The sequence below is a fragment of the Pseudoalteromonas sp. BZA4 genome (assembly GCF_040104395.1).
Taxonomy (GTDB): domain Bacteria; phylum Pseudomonadota; class Gammaproteobacteria; order Enterobacterales; family Alteromonadaceae; genus Pseudoalteromonas.
Window position 1 is genome coordinate 11,533 of record NZ_JBECOT010000017.1, and the last position, 21,613, is coordinate 33,145.

The 21,613-nt window shown below is 42.3% G+C and carries 18 protein-coding genes; 3 read left to right on the top strand and 15 right to left on the bottom strand.

The window, feature by feature from the left end; all coding sequences use genetic code 11:
• The first annotated feature begins 179 nt into the window (after positions 1 to 179).
• Positions 180 to 4,529 carry a FimV/HubP family polar landmark protein gene (locus ABMY41_RS09255; protein WP_349274548.1) on the top strand — a complete coding sequence of 1,450 codons (4,350 nt, stop codon included), beginning with the start codon at positions 180 to 182 and terminating at the stop codon, positions 4,527 to 4,529.
• 61 nt (positions 4,530 to 4,590) lie between these two features.
• Here ABMY41_RS09255 and ABMY41_RS09260 read toward each other — a convergent pair whose 3' ends face one another.
• Both ABMY41_RS09260 and ABMY41_RS09265 read right to left on the bottom strand, forming a co-directional pair.
• Positions 4,591 to 6,216, bottom strand: coding sequence for a M28 family metallopeptidase (locus ABMY41_RS09260; protein ID WP_349274549.1), 1,626 nt, complete (start codon positions 6,214 to 6,216; stop codon positions 4,591 to 4,593).
• A gap of 127 nt (positions 6,217 to 6,343) precedes the next feature.
• Positions 6,344 to 7,363: an MBL fold metallo-hydrolase gene (locus ABMY41_RS09265; RefSeq protein WP_349274550.1), complete on the bottom strand. Its 1,020-nt coding sequence runs from the start codon at positions 7,361 to 7,363 to the stop codon at positions 6,344 to 6,346.
• A gap of 175 nt (positions 7,364 to 7,538) precedes the next feature.
• Between ABMY41_RS09265 and ABMY41_RS09270 the strand changes: the two genes are divergently transcribed.
• A complete protein-coding gene (locus tag ABMY41_RS09270; protein WP_349274551.1) occupies positions 7,539 to 8,132 on the top strand; it encodes a TetR/AcrR family transcriptional regulator in 594 nt (197 codons plus the stop codon).
• Between the two features lie 57 nt (positions 8,133 to 8,189).
• Here the strand turns inward: ABMY41_RS09270 and lipA are convergent, their stop codons facing one another.
• From lipA to leuS, 13 genes are all read right to left on the bottom strand, one after another.
• Complete coding sequence (lipA, locus tag ABMY41_RS09275) at positions 8,190 to 9,155, bottom strand: lipoyl synthase (RefSeq protein ID WP_054551675.1); 966 nt, start codon at positions 9,153 to 9,155, stop codon at positions 8,190 to 8,192.
• Positions 9,152 to 9,805, bottom strand: a complete 654-nt coding sequence (lipB, locus tag ABMY41_RS09280; protein ID WP_082389180.1) for a lipoyl(octanoyl) transferase LipB — start codon at positions 9,803 to 9,805, stop codon at positions 9,152 to 9,154. Before lipB ends, lipA begins: the two co-directional genes overlap by 4 nt.
• Positions 9,806 to 9,824: 19 nt before the next feature.
• Entirely contained in the window at positions 9,825 to 10,103 is a 279-nt protein-coding gene (ybeD, locus tag ABMY41_RS09285) for a DUF493 family protein YbeD (protein WP_054551674.1), read from the bottom strand.
• Positions 10,104 to 10,286: 183 nt separating this feature from the next.
• Positions 10,287 to 11,447, bottom strand: coding sequence for a serine hydrolase (locus ABMY41_RS09290; RefSeq protein WP_138619642.1), 1,161 nt, complete (start codon positions 11,445 to 11,447; stop codon positions 10,287 to 10,289).
• A gap of 54 nt (positions 11,448 to 11,501) precedes the next feature.
• Positions 11,502 to 12,269 (bottom strand): septal ring lytic transglycosylase RlpA family protein, encoded by a 768-nt coding sequence (locus tag ABMY41_RS09295; protein WP_349274552.1) that lies wholly within the window; start codon positions 12,267 to 12,269, stop codon positions 11,502 to 11,504.
• Positions 12,269 to 13,375 carry a rod shape-determining protein RodA gene (rodA, locus tag ABMY41_RS09300; RefSeq protein WP_062564348.1) on the bottom strand — a complete coding sequence of 369 codons (1,107 nt, stop codon included), beginning with the start codon at positions 13,373 to 13,375 and terminating at the stop codon, positions 12,269 to 12,271. The genes ABMY41_RS09295 and rodA overlap by 1 nt, the downstream gene beginning before the upstream one ends.
• Positions 13,372 to 15,252, bottom strand: coding sequence for a penicillin-binding protein 2 (gene mrdA / locus ABMY41_RS09305; RefSeq protein WP_054561830.1), 1,881 nt, complete (start codon positions 15,250 to 15,252; stop codon positions 13,372 to 13,374). Before mrdA ends, rodA begins: the two co-directional genes overlap by 4 nt.
• 8 nt (positions 15,253 to 15,260) lie before the next feature.
• Positions 15,261 to 15,731 carry a 23S rRNA (pseudouridine(1915)-N(3))-methyltransferase RlmH gene (rlmH, locus tag ABMY41_RS09310; protein WP_036967350.1) on the bottom strand — a complete coding sequence of 157 codons (471 nt, stop codon included), beginning with the start codon at positions 15,729 to 15,731 and terminating at the stop codon, positions 15,261 to 15,263.
• A 27-nt stretch (positions 15,732 to 15,758) separates the two neighbouring features.
• Entirely contained in the window at positions 15,759 to 16,076 is a 318-nt protein-coding gene (gene rsfS / locus ABMY41_RS09315; RefSeq protein ID WP_054561829.1) for a ribosome silencing factor, read from the bottom strand.
• Positions 16,077 to 16,132: 56 nt separating this feature from the next.
• The gene (nadD, locus tag ABMY41_RS09320) at positions 16,133 to 16,768 is read right to left on the bottom strand and encodes a nicotinate-nucleotide adenylyltransferase (protein WP_054551668.1); all 636 of its coding nucleotides are present in this window, start codon (positions 16,766 to 16,768) and stop codon (positions 16,133 to 16,135) included.
• A 12-nt stretch (positions 16,769 to 16,780) separates the two neighbouring features.
• Entirely contained in the window at positions 16,781 to 17,821 is a 1,041-nt protein-coding gene (gene holA, locus ABMY41_RS09325) for a DNA polymerase III subunit delta (protein WP_062564350.1), read from the bottom strand.
• The gene (lptE, locus tag ABMY41_RS09330; protein WP_054561826.1) at positions 17,821 to 18,309 is read right to left on the bottom strand and encodes an LPS assembly lipoprotein LptE; all 489 of its coding nucleotides are present in this window, start codon (positions 18,307 to 18,309) and stop codon (positions 17,821 to 17,823) included. The genes holA and lptE overlap by 1 nt, the downstream gene beginning before the upstream one ends.
• Position 18,310: 1 nt before the next feature.
• Positions 18,311 to 20,899: a leucine--tRNA ligase gene (leuS, locus tag ABMY41_RS09335; RefSeq protein WP_175079005.1), complete on the bottom strand. Its 2,589-nt coding sequence runs from the start codon at positions 20,897 to 20,899 to the stop codon at positions 18,311 to 18,313.
• Positions 20,900 to 21,085: 186 nt separating this feature from the next.
• Here leuS and ABMY41_RS09340 point away from each other — a divergent pair, with 186 nt between their 5' ends.
• Positions 21,086 to 21,544 (top strand): zinc ribbon-containing protein, encoded by a 459-nt coding sequence (locus ABMY41_RS09340; RefSeq protein WP_054551664.1) that lies wholly within the window; start codon positions 21,086 to 21,088, stop codon positions 21,542 to 21,544.
• The last annotated feature ends 69 nt before the right edge of the window (positions 21,545 to 21,613 follow it).

Sequence of the window (21,613 nt, forward strand, 5' to 3'; positions counted from 1 at the left end):
ATTATTTAAGCTATTTACTATCAAGGTGTTGCAATAGATATTGCAAGGCAACTAAGTTATAGTTTGCAGCTGGAATAGAGCTTGCAAGAAAACATAATTAAGAATCAATTCTGCAAGAATTACTTGATGTTTAAGCAACCAAGGTTGCTGCGTTAACATTTAAAACATAAAGGATCAGCATGCGCGGTTTAGCAACACTCTTCATATTAGCGTCTGCATTGGTGGTAACACCGACATACTCTGATGAAGGCACCACACTTAAAGGCCCTAAAGGTGTCGATTACGGTGCGCAGGGGCGCTCTATTGGTCCAATTAAACCGACCGATACATTATGGCGTATTGCCGCTAAAATTCGCCCTGACAACTCTGTAAGCATTTATCAGGTCATGCAAGCTCTGTATGACAAAAACCCATCGTCATTTTTAGATCAAAACCTAAATCATATGCGTGATGGCGCATACCTAAAAATTCCAACCATTGCAGAAATGCGTGCGGTCAACCCGACATTAGCAAAAGCCCGCTCTGAACAGGATGATGAGCTGTGGGAAAAAAAGAAAAACGGCACGCTGACTACAGCTGAAATTAATGAATCGCAAAAGAAAGTAACTCAAGCCCGTAAAGTTGATGTAGACGAAGCAAAACAAGAACTTAAGAAAGAAATCAACACCATTAAAACAGAGCAGGGCACGCAGCTAGTAGAGCTTCAAAAGCAGTTTAAATCGTCGGTTGAAAATGTTGAAGAGATTTTAGCTGAGAACAACAAGCTCAAAAAGCAACTGAGCGGTATTTCTAAAGAGCTTGAAACCGTTCGTGATCAACTTGGCCAAGACAGTGAAATTCAAAAGCAACTGAAAGAGCTGATAAATAAACAAAATGAAATCATAGAGCAGCAAAAAGCAAAAAAGATTGAAGAGGACAGTGGGTTTAGTTTTTCGAGTTTACTGAGCAACCCATTTGTTCTCGGTGCTTTAATGTTTATTCCTGCATTACTGATCATTGCAGCCGTTGTGATGTTTTTGAAAAAACGCAACAGCACCAATGATGATACAGATGCCAGCGATGACGATGGATTTTTACCACAAAGCCCAAGTTATAATGCTGATGATGATTTAGAACCAATTATAGAAACTGATCCGCTAGTTCCTGATCCGGTCGAAGACAATGATGACTTGAGTGTGCGGTTAGATGACGACTTAGACCAAGACATGCTGCCTGATGATGACATCATTTTTGACGACAGCATTGATGATAGTTTTGATGAAGATGACAGTGTTTTAAATCAAGATGAACTAGAAGGTTTATTAAGTGATGACATCGAGTTTAATGATGAGTCTTCAAGTAGTGCTGACGATGATGATTTAGATGCATTTTTACAGCAAGATTTCGATCAAACTGATGATGACAGTTTAGGTGATGAAATTGACCTAGATAGCGAACAGTCTCCAGCAGATTCATCGGGTGATATTTTAAGTGCTGATGACATTGATGACCTTTTTGATACTGATGAAGATGACTCGTTAGATAACGCCAATGATGAAATGGCAGCGCTTAGTGAAGAGCTTGCAGAAGATGACGCTGAAGATGATTTTGACATTGATAGCTTAATTGATGAGCAAAACAACACGGATTCTAATCAAGATGTAAACCTAGACGATATTGATGACTTACTCGATGAAAATAATGATGCCTCAACAACTAACGTTGAAGCTGAACTCATCGATGAAGATGATTTCGATATCGACAGCTTAATTGATGAAGCGCAAACAGACGAGCCAGCAGCCGAAGCTAACGATGCATTAGAAAACGACGATCTTGATGATGCGCTGGATGTTGATGACATTGACTCGCTATTAGATGAAGCTCAAGAAGAAGCGCCAGCCGAAGAACCAAGCGCGGATGAGCTCATCGATGAAGATGATTTCGATATTGACAGCTTAATTGATGATGCACAAACAGAAGAGCCAGCCGCTGAAGCTAACGATGCATTAGAAAACGATGATCTTGATGATGCGCTGGATGTTGATGACATTGACTCACTATTAGATGAAGTTCAAGAAGAACCTGCAGAAGAACCTAGCGCAGACGATTTAATCGACGAAGACGAGCTTGATGATGCCCTCGATGTTGATGACATTGATTCATTATTAGATGAGGCACAAGCAGAGCCTGAAGCGGAACTTGTTGAAGAGCAGGCTGAAGAGCTTGCAGAAGAACCTAGCGCAGACGATTTAATCGACGAAGACGAGCTTGATGATGCCCTCGATGTTGATGACATTGATTCATTATTAGATGAGGCACAAGCAGAGCCTGAAGCGGAGCTTGTTGAAGAGCAGCCTGAAGAGCTTGCAGAAGAACCTAGCGCAGACGATTTAATCGACGAAGACGAGCTTGATGATGCCCTCGATGTTGATGACATTGATTCATTGCTAGATGAGGCACAAGCTGAGCCAGAACTTGAAGAAACACTAGAACCTGAAGAGCTCGTAGAAGAGCCAAGCGCAGATGATTTAATCGATGAAGACGAGCTTGATGATGATTTAGATGTCGATGACATTGATTCATTATTAGATGAAGCTCAAGAAGAGCAAGAGCCTGAAGCAGAGCTTGTTGAGGAGCAGCCTGAAGAGCTCGTAGAAGAGCCAAGCGCAGATGATTTAATCGATGAAGACGAGCTTGATGATGATTTAGATGTCGATGACATTGATTCATTATTAGATGAAGCTCAAGCAGAGCAAGAGCCTGAATCGGAACTTGATGATGAGCAGCCTGAAGAGCTTGTAGAGGAACCTAGTGCAGACGATTTAATTGACGAAGATGAGCTTGATGATGATTTAGATGTCGATGACATCGACTCACTACTTGATGAGGTTGATGCAGAGTCAGAAGAACCTGAGTTTACAGATGAAAGTAGCTCAGATATTGATGACAATGCTGAGCAAGACGATGAACTCGATGTAGCAGATATTGACTCATTACTTGATGAAGACGCTAGTGATGAGCAGGACTCTGACGTTGATGATGAGCTTGAAGAGCTTATTCAGCAAACAAATGAGCTGAAGCAAGACACTGAAGCGCAGATATCAGATTTAAGTCATGAACAGAGTGACAGTGCAGAGCATGATGAGAATCTACAAGAGTCGCTAGAAGATTTAGCCGATGCTGATCAAGCGGTTGATGACATGAATGTTGAATCAATTGCATCAGAGTTGGTTGATGATACGGATGATAGTGACGAAGTTGATATCGATGAAGCGCTTAATCAAGAGTTTAATGAAGATAGCGATGAGCTATTAGATGAAGATGATAGCCTTGACGAGTTTGATGATCCGTCACTGAAAAGTGTTGATGAGTTATTAAATGAAATTGGTGAAGAAGATGACTATGTCGAAGCACCAGACTGGTCAATAGATGAACCAGAGCAAGACATAGAAGAAGTTGAAATTGATTTAGGCGATGATCCGCTAGCAGATGAAGACCTAACTGATGAATTTGATTTAACCGCCGATGAAGAGCCATTACAGCAAGATACCGTGACTCCTAGCCAAGAGTTGGAAGAGTATCCAGAGCTTGAGCTAGATGAAGCCGGTTTTGAATTGGATGAATCTGATGAAGACATTTCTGGTGAGTTAGATGAAGATGCACCATTACAGTTAAGTCAGGCAGAGCAAGACCTTGCTAATTCATTAGCAACGGGTAATGAGCTTGATCAGTTAGACGATGATTTTGATGATGAGATCTTGCTTGATAATGAATTTACAGAAGATGATGTTCTTGATCCTGAGGACGACTTATCGGATCAATCACAGAGTGAAGGCACAACAGAGTTAACGAGCGAAGCGCCAATTGACAATGAGGTGGCTGATAGCCAAGACGAATTAGAAGAGTTCCCTGAATTCGAATTGGACGATATTGAACTTGATGATGCCGTAGAAGCTGAGAAAACATTAGCTGATATCGAGTCTAATTTAGCTGACGAGGCTGATTTAAGTGAGCTGTCAGACGATGAAATCGATGATGATTTTATGGCTGACCTTACTCAAACAGACTTTGATGCACTGTTAAATGAACTAGCAGAGCCAGATGAAGCTGATATTGCTGATGCAAGTGAATTCGACGTTGATTTTAATGCACTATTAAATGAAGACTTACAGGGTGAAAGCGAACAGCCAGTTGAACCTGAAGTACAGGCATTAGATGCCGAGGAGCAACAAACTACTTCAACGGATGAGTTTGTAGATATCGATTCATTACTTGAACAAAGTGACGATGAAGCACTCGACCACGAACCTTATGATGAGGTTGATATGGATGTAGGACTGAGTGATTTTAATGACTTACTAGCGGGTGATAACCCAACTGATGTTGATGCCGAAAGTGGTGGTTACTCAGCAAAACTGGACTTAGCGCGGGCATATATCGAAATAGACGACTTTGACTCAGCGCTGCAAGCCGTTGAAGATGTTATTGCCAATGGCCCAGACGAAGTGCAAGAAGAAGCACAATCACTTAAAGCTAAAATTAACGAGTAATAAGTAAAACTGACAATAAAAAACCGAGCAACTAGCTCGGTTTTTTGTATCTAAGCGAAGATTATTGCGTGTCTTGTAAGCGACGAGCTTTGAAATCAGACTCGGCTTTCCACTTAGGCCAATCGCCGTTATCAGCAAGTTTGGCAGCAATATCAACGATCAGCTCGATATCTTGCTCAACACCACCCATAGACCAATCTGCTGAATAGTCGTCAGCTTCTTTATGATATTTGTGCGCGATGTAATCAGGATCTGTATCACCTAAACTCATAAATAGTAAGCTAGGAACGCCTTGCTTAGCTAGAGAGAAGTGATCAGAGCGGAAGAACAAACCATTTTGAGGACGCGGGTCCATTTTTACATGACGACCTTGTGCTTTCGCTGCATCTGCAAGGTAGTCTTCCATTTCAGACATGCCTTTACCGTATTGTAATATGTAGTCAACGCCGTCTAGCACGTTCATACCATCAATATTAAGCAGTGCGACCATTTGTTTAGTTGGTACAATTTCGCCAGTAGCGAATTGTTCTGAGCCAATAAGCCCTGTTTCTTCAGCCGTAAAGTTGGCAAAGATAATAGAGCGTTTAAATGGTTTTTTCTTATGCATTTCAGTAAGAATACGGGCTATTTCAACCGTTGCTGCGCTACCTGATGCGTTATCAACAGCACCATTGTAGATTTTCACACCGTCATCAGTTTGCTTGGTGCCAAAGTGGTCCCAGTGCGCACCAATTACAATGTACTCATCAGGAGTTTCGCTACCTTTAAGCGTTGCAACAACATTATGCGATTGCGCTTGAGAGATATCACTTTTCAGTGTCAGCGCTGCTTTCGCTTTTAAGTCGACAGGTTTAAAGTCAGCTTTTAGTGCGTTGGCTTTTTCAGTTTGATAATCAAGGCCAGCTTGAGCAAAAATTTCATTTGCCGCTTGCTCATCAATCCAACCCATTACAGGGATGTCAGAAGCATTTTTATCTTGGTCGATTAAGGTATATTTGCTACCCGTGTTCGAGCTTTCTACAACGCCCCAAGGGTATGCGGCAGGAGCCGTTTCGTGAACGATAAATACCGCTTTTGCACCTTGGCGAGCACCTTCTTCATATTTGTAAGTCCAACGACCGTAGTAGGTCATAGCATTACCGGTGAAAAGCGCGTCGTCTTGGGTGGCAAAACCAGGATCATTAACAAGCACAATGATTGTTTTGTCTTTTACATCAATATCTGCAAAGTCATCCCAATTATATTCAGGTGCATTGATACCATAGCCAACAAACACAACATCAGAGCCATCGATGTTGATTTCAGGGTTAATTTGTTGGGTACGGGCGGTAAAATCACTGCCAGCATTAAAGCTTAAATCACCCACTTGTAAGGTCATGTTTTGATCTGGGGTGAGTTTTGCCATAGTAACTGGCTGTAAAAACTCGCCATTAAAACTACCGCTTAAGCCGAGTTTTTTATATTCATCGGCTAAATAGTTAATAGTGAGCGTTTCGCCTTCAGTTAAAGGGCCACGGCCTAAGAATTCATCAGAAGCGAGGGTTTTAATATGTGAGCGTACATTGGCAATGTTTACGGCTTCATTGCTTTCAGCGTTCGGTTTATCAGTGCTTGTTGTTGGTTGCTCAGAGCATCCGAATATACCAATTGCAAGTGCCAAGCTTGCATACTTAAGGTGAGTTGTCATAGTTTTTCTGGTTGATTGCACAGGGTTTCACTATATGGGACGCGAAGGGGGGCTGTCCAGAAGGAGTCTACAAATAACTAATTATTCAGGATGAAAGGATAATAATGCACCTTTCATCCTGCCAATTTTACCACCACGTTTTATCAATCGCCGTATCTTGAATTTTAAATACCTCTCCAACTAGCGGAGTACTCAGTGATACTTGCTCTTGTCCTGCTTTTTTAGCGACACGTTTAAGTGGGTCATACCAAGCATGAAAGGCGAGATCGAATGTACCATTATGCACTGGCACCATTACATCACCTTGTAAGTCGAGGTGAGCTTGCACTGATTGTTCTGGTGTCATGTGAATGTCAGCCCAATCTTTGTCGTAAGCACCGGTTTCAATAAAAGTGATATCAAACGGCCCATAGCGATTACCAATCTCTTTAAAGCCAGCAAAATAGCCAGAGTCACCGCTAAAATAAAAGCGCTTGTCATTTACTTTAATAGCCCAAGAGCCCCAAAGAGTTTTATTGCCGTCTGTTAAACCTCGGCCAGAAAAGTGCTGGGTTGGTGTAAATACAATTTGGCTATTTGCCATATTTTGCTCTTGCCACCAATCAAAACTATGCACCTTTTTTTCATCAACGCCCCATTTTTTCAGGTCGTTTTCGACTCCTAATGGCACATAAAAAGAATCTGTTTTATCAACAAGCTGTTTAATTGCTGCTTTATCTAAGTGGTCATAATGGTTGTGCGAAATAAACACTTTGGCAATGTTTGGTAGCTCTTTAATGTTGATAGGTGTTGGCTGAAAGCGCTTTGGCCCCATGAATGAAAAAGGCGAAGCGCGCTCTGAAAATACCGGATCAAATAGCCAGTATTCGCCATACACTTTCGCTAAAATAGAGGAGTGACCTAACTTCACAAAATGCACTGTGTCATTAGATAAACGCTCAAGCTGTGCATGAGAAACACAGTGCATAGGAAGCTTGCCTTTTGGCTCTGCATCAACTTTCTTTTCTGTAATAAAGCGTTTGAAGATACCTAGCGTTTTCTTAAAGCTGGGTCTTTCTACCTCAGCACTATTGTGGAACTTGCCATCAGATAATTGCGCAGAGTGGCTGTTATCACTCACACCTTCAGCGGCTAATTGATTATTCATAATAAACACTCCTATCACGATGCATAGAGTGGCGATTGCGAGCCATTTTAGAAATTTCATATCGTCACCATAAGTAAACTACACGGTGTAGTTTTTCATGGTTTGCTATAAAAGTAAACTATCTAGTGCATTTTTTATTTTTGCGTTACACTAGTAACCCTTATCGGAGGGGTCCATGAAATTATCACAGAGAAAACGATTAGATATTTTGAATGCAGCTGAGACATTGTTTTTTCAGCAAGGTGTTGAGCATACCAGTATGGATCAGGTTGCAAGCTTAGCGGGTGCCTCAAAGCGTACCGTATATAATCACTTTGAAAATAAAGATGTGTTGTTTCAAGCCATTCTAGTGTTTATGTTTGAAAAAGTCCGCCAAGAGCAAGCAGTTGTATTTGATGCTGCTGTGCCAATTGCACAGCAGTTAACACGCATTGCTGAGCAAGAAGTGGCGCTTTTGACCTCTGAAGAGTTTTTAAAAGTAGCGAAAGTTGCTTTTATGCAGATGTTACAGCAGCCTGATTTAGCAAAATCATTAGCCAGTAATAACATGGGCTGTATGCAAGATCTGGTGGCGTTTTTAGAAGCAGGTGTGCAAGCACAGATTTTAACGATTGATGATGTTGAGTTTGCAGCAAAACAATTTGTGTATCAGTTAAAGTCTCTGATCTTTTATCCGTTGCTGTATGGCTTTGAGCGCCAAGAAGGCGACTCCGATAACAAAGTAATAAGCGAAACTGTAAAAATGTTCTTAGCGCGTTATGGGCGCTGATATTTTGGCACATAAAAAAGCCCGCTTAATGCGGGCTTTTAAATAATTGTAAAAGTATTACTTCACTTCTTTACCAGCTGCTTGTTGGTCTGCATGGTAGCTTGAGCGAACAAATGGACCACAGGCCGCATGTGTAAAGCCAATTTCGTCTGCATAATCTTTTAAAGCATCAAACTCTGCTGGCGGCACATAGCGTTTAACCGGTAAGTGGTGCTTAGAAGGTTGTAGGTATTGACCTACAGTTAGCATATCAACGTTATGCTCGCGTAAGTCACGTAACACTTCTTCGATTTCGCTAATTTCTTCACCTAAACCTACCATCAAACCAGATTTAGTTTTCACATCTGGATGTGCTTCTTTAAAGCGGCGTAACAACTCAAGTGACCACTTATAATCAGCACCTGGACGCGCTAATTTGTATAAACGCGGTGCTGTTTCTAGGTTATGGTTAAATACATCTGGCGGCGTCTCGATTAAGATATCAAGGGCTCTGTCCATACGACCACGGAAATCAGGTACTAGAATTTCAATCGTGATTTCTGGGTTGTGCTTACGAATTTCACGAATACAGTCAGCAAAGTGCTGTGCACCACCATCACGTAAATCATCACGGTCTACTGACGTGATTACAACATAGCTTAGCTTCATGTCTTTAATAGTCAGCGCTAGCTTTTCTGGCTCAGCTGCGTCTGGCTTTAATGGACGGCCATGGGCAACATCACAGAACGGACAACGACGAGTACAAATAGCACCTAAGATCATGAAAGTCGCAGTACCATGGTTGAAACATTCAGATAGGTTAGGGCACGAAGCCTCTTCACACACTGAGTGTAAACCATGTTTACGCATCGCTTGTTTAATACCATCAATACGTTCAGTTGATTTTGGTAAGCGAATTTTTAGCCACTCTGGCTTACGCAACATTTCGTTTTTTTCAGTCGGTAAAACTTTAACTGGGATCAGTGCCATTTTTTCTGCATCACGCAGTTTTACGCCTGGTTCCATTTTGACTGGTTTATTCATTCGTTTTCAAACCCTTCAGTGTGCTTAACCACAGTAGCATTAAGCTTTTTAATCATGTGTTTTACAAGCCCTGCACCTGCTTGCTCGAGGTTTTGCGGACCGTTAAGATCGGTTGTTTGCACCATGTTCATGCCAGCATAGCCGCATGGATTAATACGTAAGAATGGACTTAGATCCATACTTACATTTAGTGCTAAACCGTGGAAAGAGCAACCGCGGCGAACGCGAAGGCCTAATGAGGCAACTTTGCTGTCGTTAACGTAAACACCGGGTGCATCCGCTTTCGCGTAGGCATCAATGTCGTAGTCTTTTAACGTATCAATAATGCACTCTTCAAGCCAAGTTACTAGCTCCCTTACACCAATGTTTAAACGACGTAAGTTGAATAGCACATACATCATTTGTTGGCCTGGTCCGTGATAGGTAACTTGACCACCACGGTCCACTTGGATCACTTCGATATCACCGGTATTTAATAAGTGCTCAGCTTTGCCTGCTTGGCCTTGCGTAAATACTGGCTCGTGCTCTACAAGCCAAATTTCATCTGCTGTGTGCTCATCACGGGTGTCGGTAAAAGATTGCATTTTTTGCCAAATTGGCATGTAACGCTGACGACCTAATTGACGAACGATTAATTCTCTTTCGCTCACGACTTACTCCGTAATCGGCCTATAGCATGTGACGTACGTCATCGATGTTGCTGATCACGTTATAAATTTCTTCGATGTGCTCTTTACTTGTAACCGTTGCTACAAGCGTTACAGATTCGTAATTACCTTTGCTGCTTGGTTTTACCTTTGGCGCATAATCGCCAGGTGCAATTGGTTGCAGCTTTTCTAGGATCTGATCTGTTAGATTTACGTTAGCTAAGCCCATTATTTTAAATGTGAATGGGCATGGGAAATCTAAATACTCGTCAAACTTAGTATTTTTTACAGGTTGAACCACGACGGTGACTCCTCAAACAGTGAGTGTGCTTAATAGAGGTGTTCTCTGCCATTTCCTGGCGTTAAGCAAACTTAGATTACGACGCACTCGACCCAGCGCGACTGATATGGGGCGCATTCTATCATTTTTCAGACAAAAAAAAACGCCTTGCGGTGCAAGGCGTTTATAAACTTTATGACCAGATTACTGAATTTGTAAACGTAGGTAATCGTAGATCTTGCTAAAGAAGCTGCCTTCTTCCACTTCTTCTAGTGTAACTAGTGGATATTGTGCAATTTCTTCACCTTCAAGCTGTAAGAATAGCGTGCCTACTTTAGTACCTTTAGCAAGCGGCGCTTCTAATGTTTTATCAAGCTCGAAGTTCGCTTTTAAGTTTTTACGCTGACCACGTGGAATAGTAATAGGTGTATCTTCTAAGATACCTAACGATACGTTTTCTTTGTTACCCATCCAAATACGTTGCTCAGCAAAGCTGTCGCCTGCTTTATATGGCGTGATTGTTTCGAAAAAGCGGAAACCGTAGTTCAATAGTTTTTTGCTTTCAACTTTACGAGCACGTTCGCTTTCTGTGCCCATTACTACCGCGATTAAACGCATGTCATCTTTAGTTGCAGAAGTTACTAAGCTATAACCCGCTTCTGATGTATGGCCAGTTTTAATACCGTCAACGTTCATGCTTTCATCCCATAACAATGAGTTACGGTTGTATTGCTTGATGCCGTTAAAAGTGAATGATTTTTTCGCGTATACTTCGTACTCATCAGGTACATCGCGAATAAGTGCAGCACCTAAGGTTGCCATATCACGTGGTGTCGTGAAGTGTTCGTTAGTATCTAAACCATGGCTATTCACGAAGTGGCTGTTAGTCATGCCAAGCTTTTCAGCGTGGGCATTCATTAAATCAGCAAATGCGCTTTCACTACCAGCAATGTGTTCAGCCATTGCTACACAGGCATCGTTACCTGATTGAATAATGATACCGTGGTTTAAGTCATCAACACTGATCTGCTTACCGACTTCGATAAACATTTTTGATGACTCAGGAAAATTCTTTGCCCAGGCTTTTTCACTGACTGTAACCATATCAGTTGGTGCAATATTACCTGCTTTGATTTCAGTACCAATTACATAACTGGTCATCATTTTGGTTAAACTAGCCGGTGCTAATTTTGTATCTGCTTCGCCTTCGGCAATTACTTTACCTGTGGTGAAATCAACCAAGAAATAACCTTTCGCATTAACTTGAGGTGGGGCAGGGATAATTTGGGCTGTTGCAGTAAATACGCTAGCAGTGCAAACAAGGCCACAAACGCCACTTAAGATTTTATATTTTATAGATTTCATCGTACTCATTAATGGTTAAAGTTAAACATGTTGCGTTGACCTATTCTAAAGGTCTTACTCACTGTAAAGCAAGAACGCGTTCTGAAATTGGTTTTGTTTTAGCTTTTCTAAAACTGCTTGTGCTTCTGCGGCATCTTTTATTGGACCAAGACGTAATCGATAGATTCCATCTTTTTCAACAATGTTTGTTGGCACATGATATTGCTGACGAAGTTGAAACGCGAGCGCTTCAACATTAGCAAGAGTACTTCCCGCTGCAACCTGAATGTAGCTTAAACGAGGGGCAGAATTGGTAAGGGTAACAGCCTCAACCTTAACACGGGCTGTACCTTGTCGGTAATAACCTAATTTATAGGCCGCAGAATAAGATAAATCGATAATCCGGTCATCATGAAACGGGCCTCGGTCGTTTACGCGAACAATTACTGATTTTCCGTTGTCTAAATTTGTTACTCTGGCAAAGCTCGGTAGCGGCAGCGTTTTATGGGCTGCTGTCATCGCAAACATATCGTACACCTCGCCGTTTGAGGTGTGATAATTGTGAAACTTTCGACCATACCACGAAGCAATGCCTTCTTCAGAGTAGCCAGTTTCATCTAACATCGGCGTGTAGCGTTTACCACGGACTTCGTAAGGGCGACTAGCGCTTGCGCTTTTAACAACCGGGGTGACTATGGCATCTTGCATTTCAAGTTCGGTTGGTTTTCGAAGCGGGGCTGCATCATGCTCCATAGCATAACGGCCTTGCTGAGATGAAGAGCTACATGCTGCTAGCAGCACAGAAAATAACGCTATAAGTAAGTAATTGACTCGCTGTGTCATTATTTTAAAAGCATCCTTTTATCGGTAGCGATAGACATGATAATGCCAAACCCGGCCATCAAGGTCACCATTGAGGTGCCACCATAGCTTATTAGAGGTAACGGAACACCTACTACAGGCAGTAAGCCCGAAACCATGCCAATATTCACAAATACATAAACAAAGAAGGTCAGTGTTAATGCGCCGGCAAGCAGTTTACCAAACGCATCTTGCGCATTGACCGCAATATATAAGCCACGACCAATAATAAACAAGTACATACAAAGTAATAAACAAACCCCAAACAGGCCAAACTCTTCGCTCAGTACAGAAAAGATAAAATCGGTATGACGCTCAGGTAAAAACTCTAATTGTGATTGTGTGCCTTGCAGCCAGCCTTTACCTTCAACGCCGCCAGAACCTATCGCAATTTTCGATTGAATAATGTGGTAACCCGAGCCAAGCGGATCGCTTTCAGGATCTAAAAAGGTCAATACCCGTTGTTTTTGATAATCAAGCATCACGTAATGCCAAAACGGCCATGCTGCCAAACCAACAGTAGCAGATAAAAAACCAATAAGACGCCAACTTAGCCCAGATAAAAACAATACAAATATCCCTGAACTGGCAATCAGAATAGAGGTACCTAAGTCGGGTTGCTCTTTAATTAAAATGGTTGGCACCATTACAATCGCAAAGCCAATAATTAAATGAATGATTCTTGGCGGTAAATGGTTACGCCCGATATACCATGCAACCATCATTGGCACGGCTATTTTCATTAACTCTGACGGCTGGAAACGGGTCACTCCTAAGTCAAGCCAACGCTGTGCACCTTTTGAACTAACCCCAAATAACAACACCCCAACCAGCATTAAAAGCCCCACGCAGTAGAGCGGAATAACCATACTTTTTAATGTGTTAGGCGAAAACTGGGCGAGTATAAACATACCTAAGATAGCGCCAAACATACGTGTTGCGTGGCGTATCATCATTGCAGAGTCTTGGCCGCTAGCGCTGTAAACAATTGCTAGGCTGGCTACCATCATCGTCATAAGGGCGATAAGTAGTGGTAAATCGAGGTGTAGGCGCTGCCAAATTGAGCGTTTTTTATTTAATGGGATCATGGCGCGTCACTTTGGGCTATTTGAATCGGGTTCGCTGAGAAGTAGTAATCCATTAATTGACGCGCAATAGGCGCACCAACTGTACTACCACCACCGGTGTTTTCAACCACCACAGAGACCACAATTTGTGGATCGTTATAGGGTGCAAAACCAACATAGATAGCGTTATCACGTTGGCGCTCTTTAAGTGATTTTGCGTCGTAACGCTCACCTTGAGCAATACTCACAACCTGTGCAGTACCGGTTTTACCAGCTGGGTCGTAATTCGCCCCTTTAAATGCTTTATGGGCCGTGCCTGTGACTTTATGTACGGTGTTGTGCATCGCATCTAGCGCAATTTGCCAATGATGAGGGTTTTTTAATACTACAGGTGGCTTTTCATCATTATTGATTTGCGTTACTTCGTTTTCTTTTTTAGCGACTTGTACAAGGTGCGGAGGGTGATCGAGCCCGCGGTTCACTAATATGTTGGTTGCATTAGCTATTTGCATTGGTGTTGCGGTCCAATAACCTTGGCCGATACCCACTGAAATGGTGTCGCCGCGCCACCATGACTCTCTAAAGCGGGCTTCTTTCCATTCTCGCGATGGCATAATGGCAGATGTTTCTTCGTGAATATCGATTCCAGAGAGTTCGCCAAAGCCAAACTGCGTCATAAAGTCACTGATTTTGGTGATCCCTAAACGGTAAGCAACATCGTAAAAATAGGTATCGCATGACTCTTCAATAGCACGATAAACATCAACATGACCATGGCCCCAGCGTTTCCAGTCTCGCCATTTATGCTCCACATTAGGAATTTGGAAAAAGCCCGGGTCCCAAATTTGTGTTTGCTCGGTTACCAGTCCTTCTTCAAGGGCAAGGATCGACATATGAGGTTTAACTGTAGAGGCAGGTGCATAACGCCCTTGCGTGGTACGGTTAATTAGCGGTCGGTCTGGGTTTAACAACTTTTTGTAATCTGTGCTGCTGATACCATGAACAAATAAATTCGGGTCATAACTTGGATTAGAGTAGAGTGCTAAAACGCCGCCATCTTTAGCATCAAGCACTACAATGGCACCACGCATATCTTTTAAGGCATGTTGAGCAATTTGTTGCAGGCCAATATCCAAAGTAAGTACTAAGTCGTGACCAGGCTCAGGTGGTGTGAGGCTTAAAGTACGGATAACTCGGCCACGGTTATTCACTTCAACGCGCTGTGAACCAACCACACCATGAAGGAGTTCTTCGTAATACTTTTCGATACCGAGCTTACCAATGTCGTGTGTTGCACGGTAGTTAGTAGCTTGGTCTTCTGCTTCAAGTTTGGTGAGTTCTTTTTTGTTGAGTTTGGCAACATAACCTAGGGCATGGGTAAGGGTATCGCCATAAGGGTAATAGCGAGCTAAACGAGCTTCGATACTAAAGCCAGGAAACTTATGCTGATTAACCGAGAACTTTGCAACTTCGGTTTCGTCTAAACGGGCTTTTAATACTTGGCTTTTAAAGCGGCGGTTGTGCTTAATGTCATCTAGAAAGTCAGCTTTTTGTTGCTCAGTTATTTCAATAACTTTTTCAACTTCGCTCAGTGCCTCTTCAAGGTTATCAACTTCCTCGGGTATTACTTCTAAATTATAAACTGGCTTGTTTTCAGCAAGTAATACGCCATTTCTGTCGTAAATAAGCCCACGGTTAGGGGCAATTGGAATAACTTTGATGCGGTTATCGTTCGAGCGTGTCTGATAGTCTTGATGTTCGATAACTTGGATGTTGTATAGGTTAGATAACAACACACCAATTAACAGTGTAACAAACACAAAACCCACAAATGCTCGGCGAGCAAATAAGTTTGCCTCAGCCGAGTGGTCTCGAATCGTGGGTCTGTGTTTTCGCATTGGCTTTACTACTCGCGATGATAAGGGTGGTTGTTATTCAAGCTCCAGCCTCGGTATAGGCTTTCTGCAACAATAATGCGTACTAGTGGGTGCGGTAGTGTCAGGTTTGATAATGACCACTTTTGCTCAGACGCTGCAATACACTCAGGTGCTAAGCCTTCTGGTCCACCGATCAATAAGCTGACATCGCGACCATCAAGCTGCCACTTTTCCATACTTTTTGCCAACTGATGGGTATCCATTGGCTTACCGGTCACCTCTAGCGTAACAATGCGGTTGCCTTTAGGGATCGCAGCAAGGGTCTTTTCGCCTTCAAGTTGTAAAATACGTTTGATATCCGCATTTTTACCACGTTTACCTGCGGGGATTTCAATTAGCTCAAGGGGCATATCACGTGGGAAGCGACGTTGATATTCTGTGAATCCGGTTTCAACCCATGCTGGCATTTTGGTGCCAACAGCAATCAATTGTATTTTCAAAATGGTTACCTATGTCCTTGCTAAGGGTTAGCCCCAAAGTTTCTCTAGATCATAGAAGTCGCGAGATTGGTCTTGCATTACATGCACAACCACATCACCTAGGTCTACAAGCACCCATTCGCCTTCGTTTTGGCCTTCGTAACCGAGAGGCTCTTCACCTGCATGGCGTGCTTCTTTAGCAACATGATCAGCAATCGATTGTACATGGCGTTTAGAGTTACCTGAGCACACTAACATGTAATCAGTAATGTCAGACTTACCACGAACATCCAGCTGTACCACATCACGGGCTTTCATATCGTCGACTTTATCAAGGGCAAATGCGAGTAGTTGTTTAGAATCCAAAGTGTTTTCTCAAAAATAAATAATCTTAATTTGTTATTTTATCACGCAGGCAGTATTTATTCATCTGTTTGGTAAAGATGATGCTGCGCAATGTATTGACTTACATTGGTAGGTAAAAGTTCCGCTATATCATTATTTAAATGCAGCTTTTTTCTGATTTCGCTTGAGGCGGCATTAACTTGTAAGCCATTTAAAAAGAATAACTTACCTGCAGGGGCTTGTTGTAGCTGGCTAAGTTGCTCTGTTACGGCATTCTCTTTATAAGCTGCAAGTTCACCAGATACTTGGCAGTGCTGCCCCGGGCGCTGGTACACGACGATATGACAAAGTTTGACAATCTCTTGCCATTTAAACCATTTATCTAGGCTATTGAATGAGTCCATGCCGATTAAAAACATAATCGGCGCTGCTGGGTTTTCTGCACGAAGCTCTTCTAAACTCAGCAAAGAATAAGACGCACCTTCTCGGTTTAGTTCGCGGTAATCGATAGCAAAATGCGGATTGTCGTCAATCGCAAGTTTTAGCATATTAATGCGATGCTCATCACTTATTCCTGGCTTGGCTTTATGAGCAGGAATAGCGCAAGGCATGAAGTAAAGGGTATCGAGTTGGCACTGCTGAACACACTGCTGGGCCATATTAATATGACCTAAGTGAATTGGATCAAAGGTGCCACCAAAAATAGCAATCATGAATTGTTACTCTTAGTCAAAGACCGGGTGGCAAGGTAAAGGTATCGCCACAGGTTGGCAAAACACTAAGCATATTTGCATTAATGCTTGGTAGGGGGCTACAAGGTTGCCTTGTTTATATGCGGCATCAAACTGAGCTAATTGTTTGGTAATTTGTTCGAGTACTTGGATGTTCAAGCGATTTAAGGCCTGTTGTACAACAGCTTGTTGGTTTTTCCAAATATTATACTTTTTGTATAAATCAGCCATATTGGCACCATTCAAGCGCCCGTGTTGCATAGCCAGTAAGTTAGCTGCTTCTTTATTGATGGCCCAAAAAATACTCATGGCTTCAGTGTTATCAGCAGCCAGTTTAGTCATTACTTTAACCGCTTGTTCGGCGTGGCCATTTAACAAAGCATCACTTAAATCAAAAATATCAAATTTTGACTGATTCAGTAGCCCTTGCATAACGGCTTGCTGGTCAATTAGCTCACTACCATAAAGCAAAGATAGCTTTTCTAACTCTTGATGACAGGCAAGTAAATTTCCTTCAGTGGCATCAATTAAGCTTTGTTTCGCGTTGTTGTGAAGGTTTAAGTTTAAACGATAGCATTGCTCATCTAACCAGCGGCTCAGGTGATTACCTGTTAATGGGTAACAAGGAACAAATAAGCCTTGCTTATCGAGGGCTTTAAACCAAGCACTGCGTTGAATATCTTGGCTGGCTTTGGCACCTTTTAAAACCAAAATAGTATCGGGATTAGCAAGCTCAACAAGCTGCTTAAAGATTTGACTGCCTTGCGTACCTGGTTTCTGCTCGTTTAAATCAAACTCAATGAGGGTACGAGCGCTAAACAGTGACATACTTTGGTATTGAGCAACAATTTCTTGCCAATCAAAACCCGGCATTAAAGTAAATTTGATTACCTCGTCAAAGCCTTGCTGTTTAGCTGCTTGACGAATTTGCATGATGCACTGAGCAATTTGATAAGGCTCTTCACCAAACACCATGTAAAAAGGCGCGAGGCCTTTTTTTAACTGGCTAGGAAGCTGGTTTGCATAACAACGCATTACAGTTGTGATAACTCACGAACAATACGACGACTCGCTTGCTTACGAATTTCGCCTAATAGCAAATCAAGCTCTTTTGCTTTTGCAAGTGCATTGTCTGGGTCGTCTTGGTAGTTACGATACAATTCAAAGCTTTGATTAATCGCTTTTTGTCCAGGGCGCTTGAGGGTATAACTTACGCTATAGGCAAGTTCATATTCAGCAACCTGACCATTATCAAATAATGACAAGATTTGACGCTCTAAGCGGTCTTTGTGAATCTTTAACTCAGGGTGTTTACCAACTTGGTTAAGCTCAACTTTACTCGCAATCAGTTCTTTTTCGACTAATTCGAATAAGGCTGACTTTTCATCATCACCAACAAGGGTGAGTACTTTCAAGTCGTCAGGCAAGTTAGAGGCTTTCTTTAAGTGAAAGCCACAACTTGTCAGCAGTAAACAGACTAGCGCAAGGGCTAGTCCGTTTTTCAGTGCTTGAAGCGCTGCCATCTTAGTTAGCAACCACGTTAAGTAGTTTGCCAGGTACGTAAATTACTTTACGGATAGTCGCGCCTTCAGTGAACTTAGTCACGTTTTCTTCAGCAAATGCCAATGCTTCAACTTGCTCTTTGGTTGCATCAGCAGGCACTGTTAACTTAGCACGTAGCTTACCGTTAACTTGTACAATGATTAGCTTCTCATCTTCAACAAGTGCTGACTCATCAACTGTTGGCCATGCTGCATCTAAGATGTCGCCTTCTTTGCCAAGGTCTTGCCATAACTGGTGACACATGTGCGGTGTGATAGGCGCAAGCATGATAAGTAATGCTTCAAGTGCTTCGTTAGCAATTGCCACATCTTGTTTATCAGCAAGTGGTGCCTTTAGTAACTTGTTCGAGATTTCCATGATAGCAGCGATTGCAGTGTTGAACGTTTGACGACGTTCAACGTCATCAGTCACTTTTGCAATTGCTTTATGAAGTTCACGACGAAGAACTTTTTGGTCGTTGTTTAATGCTGATTTATCAAGCGCTTGGTAGCCTACTGTTTCTACATCAACAGCGTATTTCCAAATACGTTTTAAGAAACGCATTGCACCTTCAACACCTGAATCAGACCATTCAAGAGTTTGCTCTGGTGGTGCTGTAAACATCATGAATAAACGAACTGTATCTGCACCGTACTCGGCAATAACTTGTTGTGGGTCGATACCGTTGTTTTTCGATTTCGACATTTTGCTCATGCCCGCAGAGAACACCGGCTCGCCATCTTCTTTGTGCCATGCTTTAACAACACGACCTTTGTCGTCTGTTTCAGTTTGTACGTCTGTTGGTGAAATCCAGATATCACCGCCTTTCTCATCTTTACGATAGAAAGTATCAGCTAGTACCATGCCTTGACATAATAAGCGCTCAAATGGCTCATCTGAGTTTACTAAACCAAAGTCACGTAATAATTTGTGGAAGAAACGCGAGTAAAGTAAGTGCAAGATCGCATGCTCAATACCACCAATGTATTGGTTTACTGGTAACCAGTAATTGGCAGCACCTGGCTCGATCATGCCTTCGTCAAAACGTGGGCTACAGTAACGAGCGTAGTACCAAGACGATTCCATGAAGGTATCGAAGGTATCTGTTTCGTGGAATGCAGGCGCGCCATTTACTGTTGTTTTAGCCCACTCAGGATCAGCTTTGATTGGTGAAGTCACACCATTCATTACTACGTCTTCTGGTAAGCGAACCGGAAGCATGTCTTCTGTTGCTGCAAGCTCATCACCATTTTCGTCGCTAAGCATTGGAATTGGAGAACCCCAGTAACGCTGACGGCTAACACCCCAGTCACGTAGACGGAAATTAACTTTACGCTCACCTACACCAAGCGCTTCTAGTTTGTCTGCAACGGCATTAAACGCTGCTTCAAACTCAAGACCATCGAACTCACCCGAGTTAACTAACACACCTTTTTCTGTGTAAGCTTGGTTGTCTAAATCAACCGTTTCTTCAGAACCTGCAGCTGGTGCGATAACTTGAGCAATTTCAAGGCCATAAGCTGATGCGAACTCGTAGTCACGTTGGTCATGTGCAGGAACAGCCATAACTGCGCCTGAGCCGTAATCCATTAATACAAAGTTAGCAACCCAAATCGGTACTTGCTTACCTGTTAATGGGTGAATCGCATAAAAGCCAGTTGCAATGCCTTTTTTGTCCATGGTTGCCATGTCTGCTTCAGCGATTTTCGTGTTTTTACACTCATCAACAAACATAGCTACAGCGTCGCTGTTTTTAGCGGCTTCTTGTGCAATTGGGTGACCGGCAGCAACTGCCACGTAAGTCACACCCATAAAGGTATCTGGGCGCGTTGTATAAACACTGAATGTATCTTCGTTATCGGCACGCTTAAATTCGATTTCTAAACCTTCAGAGCGACCAATCCAGTTGCGCTGCATGGTTTTAACTTGCTCAGGCCAGTGATCAAGTTTATCTAAATCGTCTAGTAGCTCTTGTGCGTAATCAGTGATTTTGATGAACCATTGTGGAATTTCTTTTTGCTCAACAATGGCACCTGAACGCCAACCACGACCATCAATTACTTGCTCGTTAGCAAGTACAGTTTGGTCAACTGGATCCCAGTTTACTGTTGACATCTTTTTGTATACTAAGCCTTTTTCGTAAAGCTTAGTGAAGAACCACTGTTCCCACTTGTAGTATTCTGGGTGACATGTTGCGATTTCACGATCCCAATCATAACCAAAGCCTAATTGCTTTAACTGGTCGCGCATGTAATCGATGTTTTCGTAAGTCCACTTAGCAGGGGCAGTGTTGTTTTTGATTGCCGCATTTTCAGCAGGTAGACCAAACGCATCCCAACCCATAGGTTGCATTACGTTTTTGCCTTGCAAGCGTTGGAAGCGTGATACTACGTCACCAATGGTGTAGTTACGAACGTGACCCATGTGGAGTCGGCCGCTTGGGTATGGGAACATAGATAGGCAGTAATACTTTTCTTTGCTCTCATCTTCAGTGACTTTAAATACTTGGTTTTCTTCCCAGTAGGCTTGTACTTTTGACTCAATGTCTTGCGGGTTATATTGCTCTTGCATCTACGATTCCAGACTTCTTGCAAATTAATAAAAAATTGTCGATAAGGATAACCCAAAATACATGCTAATCACAGCGGCAAATAGGCGCTTTTGTTAATTTTCCAATGAAATATATTTTCAGGGCAGGTTAACCTATACTCAACTAGAATAACGGTTGATTTTTCATCATTTTTGAAGGAGTAAACGATGGCAGATTATAAATCTTGGCTTAGCGATTTAAGTGCATGGCTCAAAGATGTAAAAGATCATGAGCTAAAAGATGCGATGGAAAAATTTGTTGAGTCAGAGCAAGCACTTAAAGACTTAGGGCAAGAAAAGCTCAATCAGTATCGTGACTATCTACAGCGCGATATCGACCACATTAAAGAAAACGACAGTCACTATGATTCACTCGCATGGCTAGAGCTTAAAGAATCGCTTTGGTATGAGTTATCGCACATTGAAGATAAAACCCAGCTCGAATGGCAAGCCTTAAACCAAGATTTTCAACACAATGGTGTTTATCAAGAGGGAGAATGGATAGCCATGGGCACATTAGTATGTAAAAATTGTCAGCATAGTTACGATGTTTACCATGCTACGCAAATTACTCCTTGTACTGAATGTGGCGGTATTTATTTTCGCCGTAAGGCATTACAACCTTAATCAGTGACGCAGGCTTGTGCTGGGCGTTACCTATAATGCCCAGTCAAAACTGGGAAATAAGAAGTTAGA

Bases quoted from the DNA above. Each gene is read 5' to 3' on its own strand.
- ABMY41_RS09255 (WP_349274548.1), top strand. From the start codon at position 180: ATGCGCGGTTTAGCAACACTCTTCATATTAGCGTCTGCATTGGTGGTA.
- ABMY41_RS09260 (WP_349274549.1), bottom strand. From the start codon at position 6,216: ATGACAACTCACCTTAAGTATGCAAGCTTGGCACTTGCAATTGGTATA.
- ABMY41_RS09265 (WP_349274550.1), bottom strand. From the start codon at position 7,363: ATGAATAATCAATTAGCCGCTGAAGGTGTGAGTGATAACAGCCACTCT.
- ABMY41_RS09270 (WP_349274551.1), top strand. From the start codon at position 7,539: ATGAAATTATCACAGAGAAAACGATTAGATATTTTGAATGCAGCTGAG.
- lipA (WP_054551675.1), bottom strand. From the start codon at position 9,155: ATGAATAAACCAGTCAAAATGGAACCAGGCGTAAAACTGCGTGATGCA.
- ABMY41_RS09290 (WP_138619642.1), bottom strand. From the start codon at position 11,447: ATGAAATCTATAAAATATAAAATCTTAAGTGGCGTTTGTGGCCTTGTT.
- ABMY41_RS09295 (WP_349274552.1), bottom strand. From the start codon at position 12,269: ATGACACAGCGAGTCAATTACTTACTTATAGCGTTATTTTCTGTGCTG.
- rodA (WP_062564348.1), bottom strand. From the start codon at position 13,375: ATGATCCCATTAAATAAAAAACGCTCAATTTGGCAGCGCCTACACCTC.
- mrdA (WP_054561830.1), bottom strand. From the start codon at position 15,252: ATGCGAAAACACAGACCCACGATTCGAGACCACTCGGCTGAGGCAAAC.
- nadD (WP_054551668.1), bottom strand. From the start codon at position 16,768: ATGATTGCTATTTTTGGTGGCACCTTTGATCCAATTCACTTAGGTCAT.
- holA (WP_062564350.1), bottom strand. From the start codon at position 17,821: ATGCGTTGTTATGCAAACCAGCTTCCTAGCCAGTTAAAAAAAGGCCTC.
- lptE (WP_054561826.1), bottom strand. From the start codon at position 18,309: ATGGCAGCGCTTCAAGCACTGAAAAACGGACTAGCCCTTGCGCTAGTC.
- leuS (WP_175079005.1), bottom strand. From the start codon at position 20,899: ATGCAAGAGCAATATAACCCGCAAGACATTGAGTCAAAAGTACAAGCC.
- ABMY41_RS09340 (WP_054551664.1), top strand. From the start codon at position 21,086: ATGGCAGATTATAAATCTTGGCTTAGCGATTTAAGTGCATGGCTCAAA.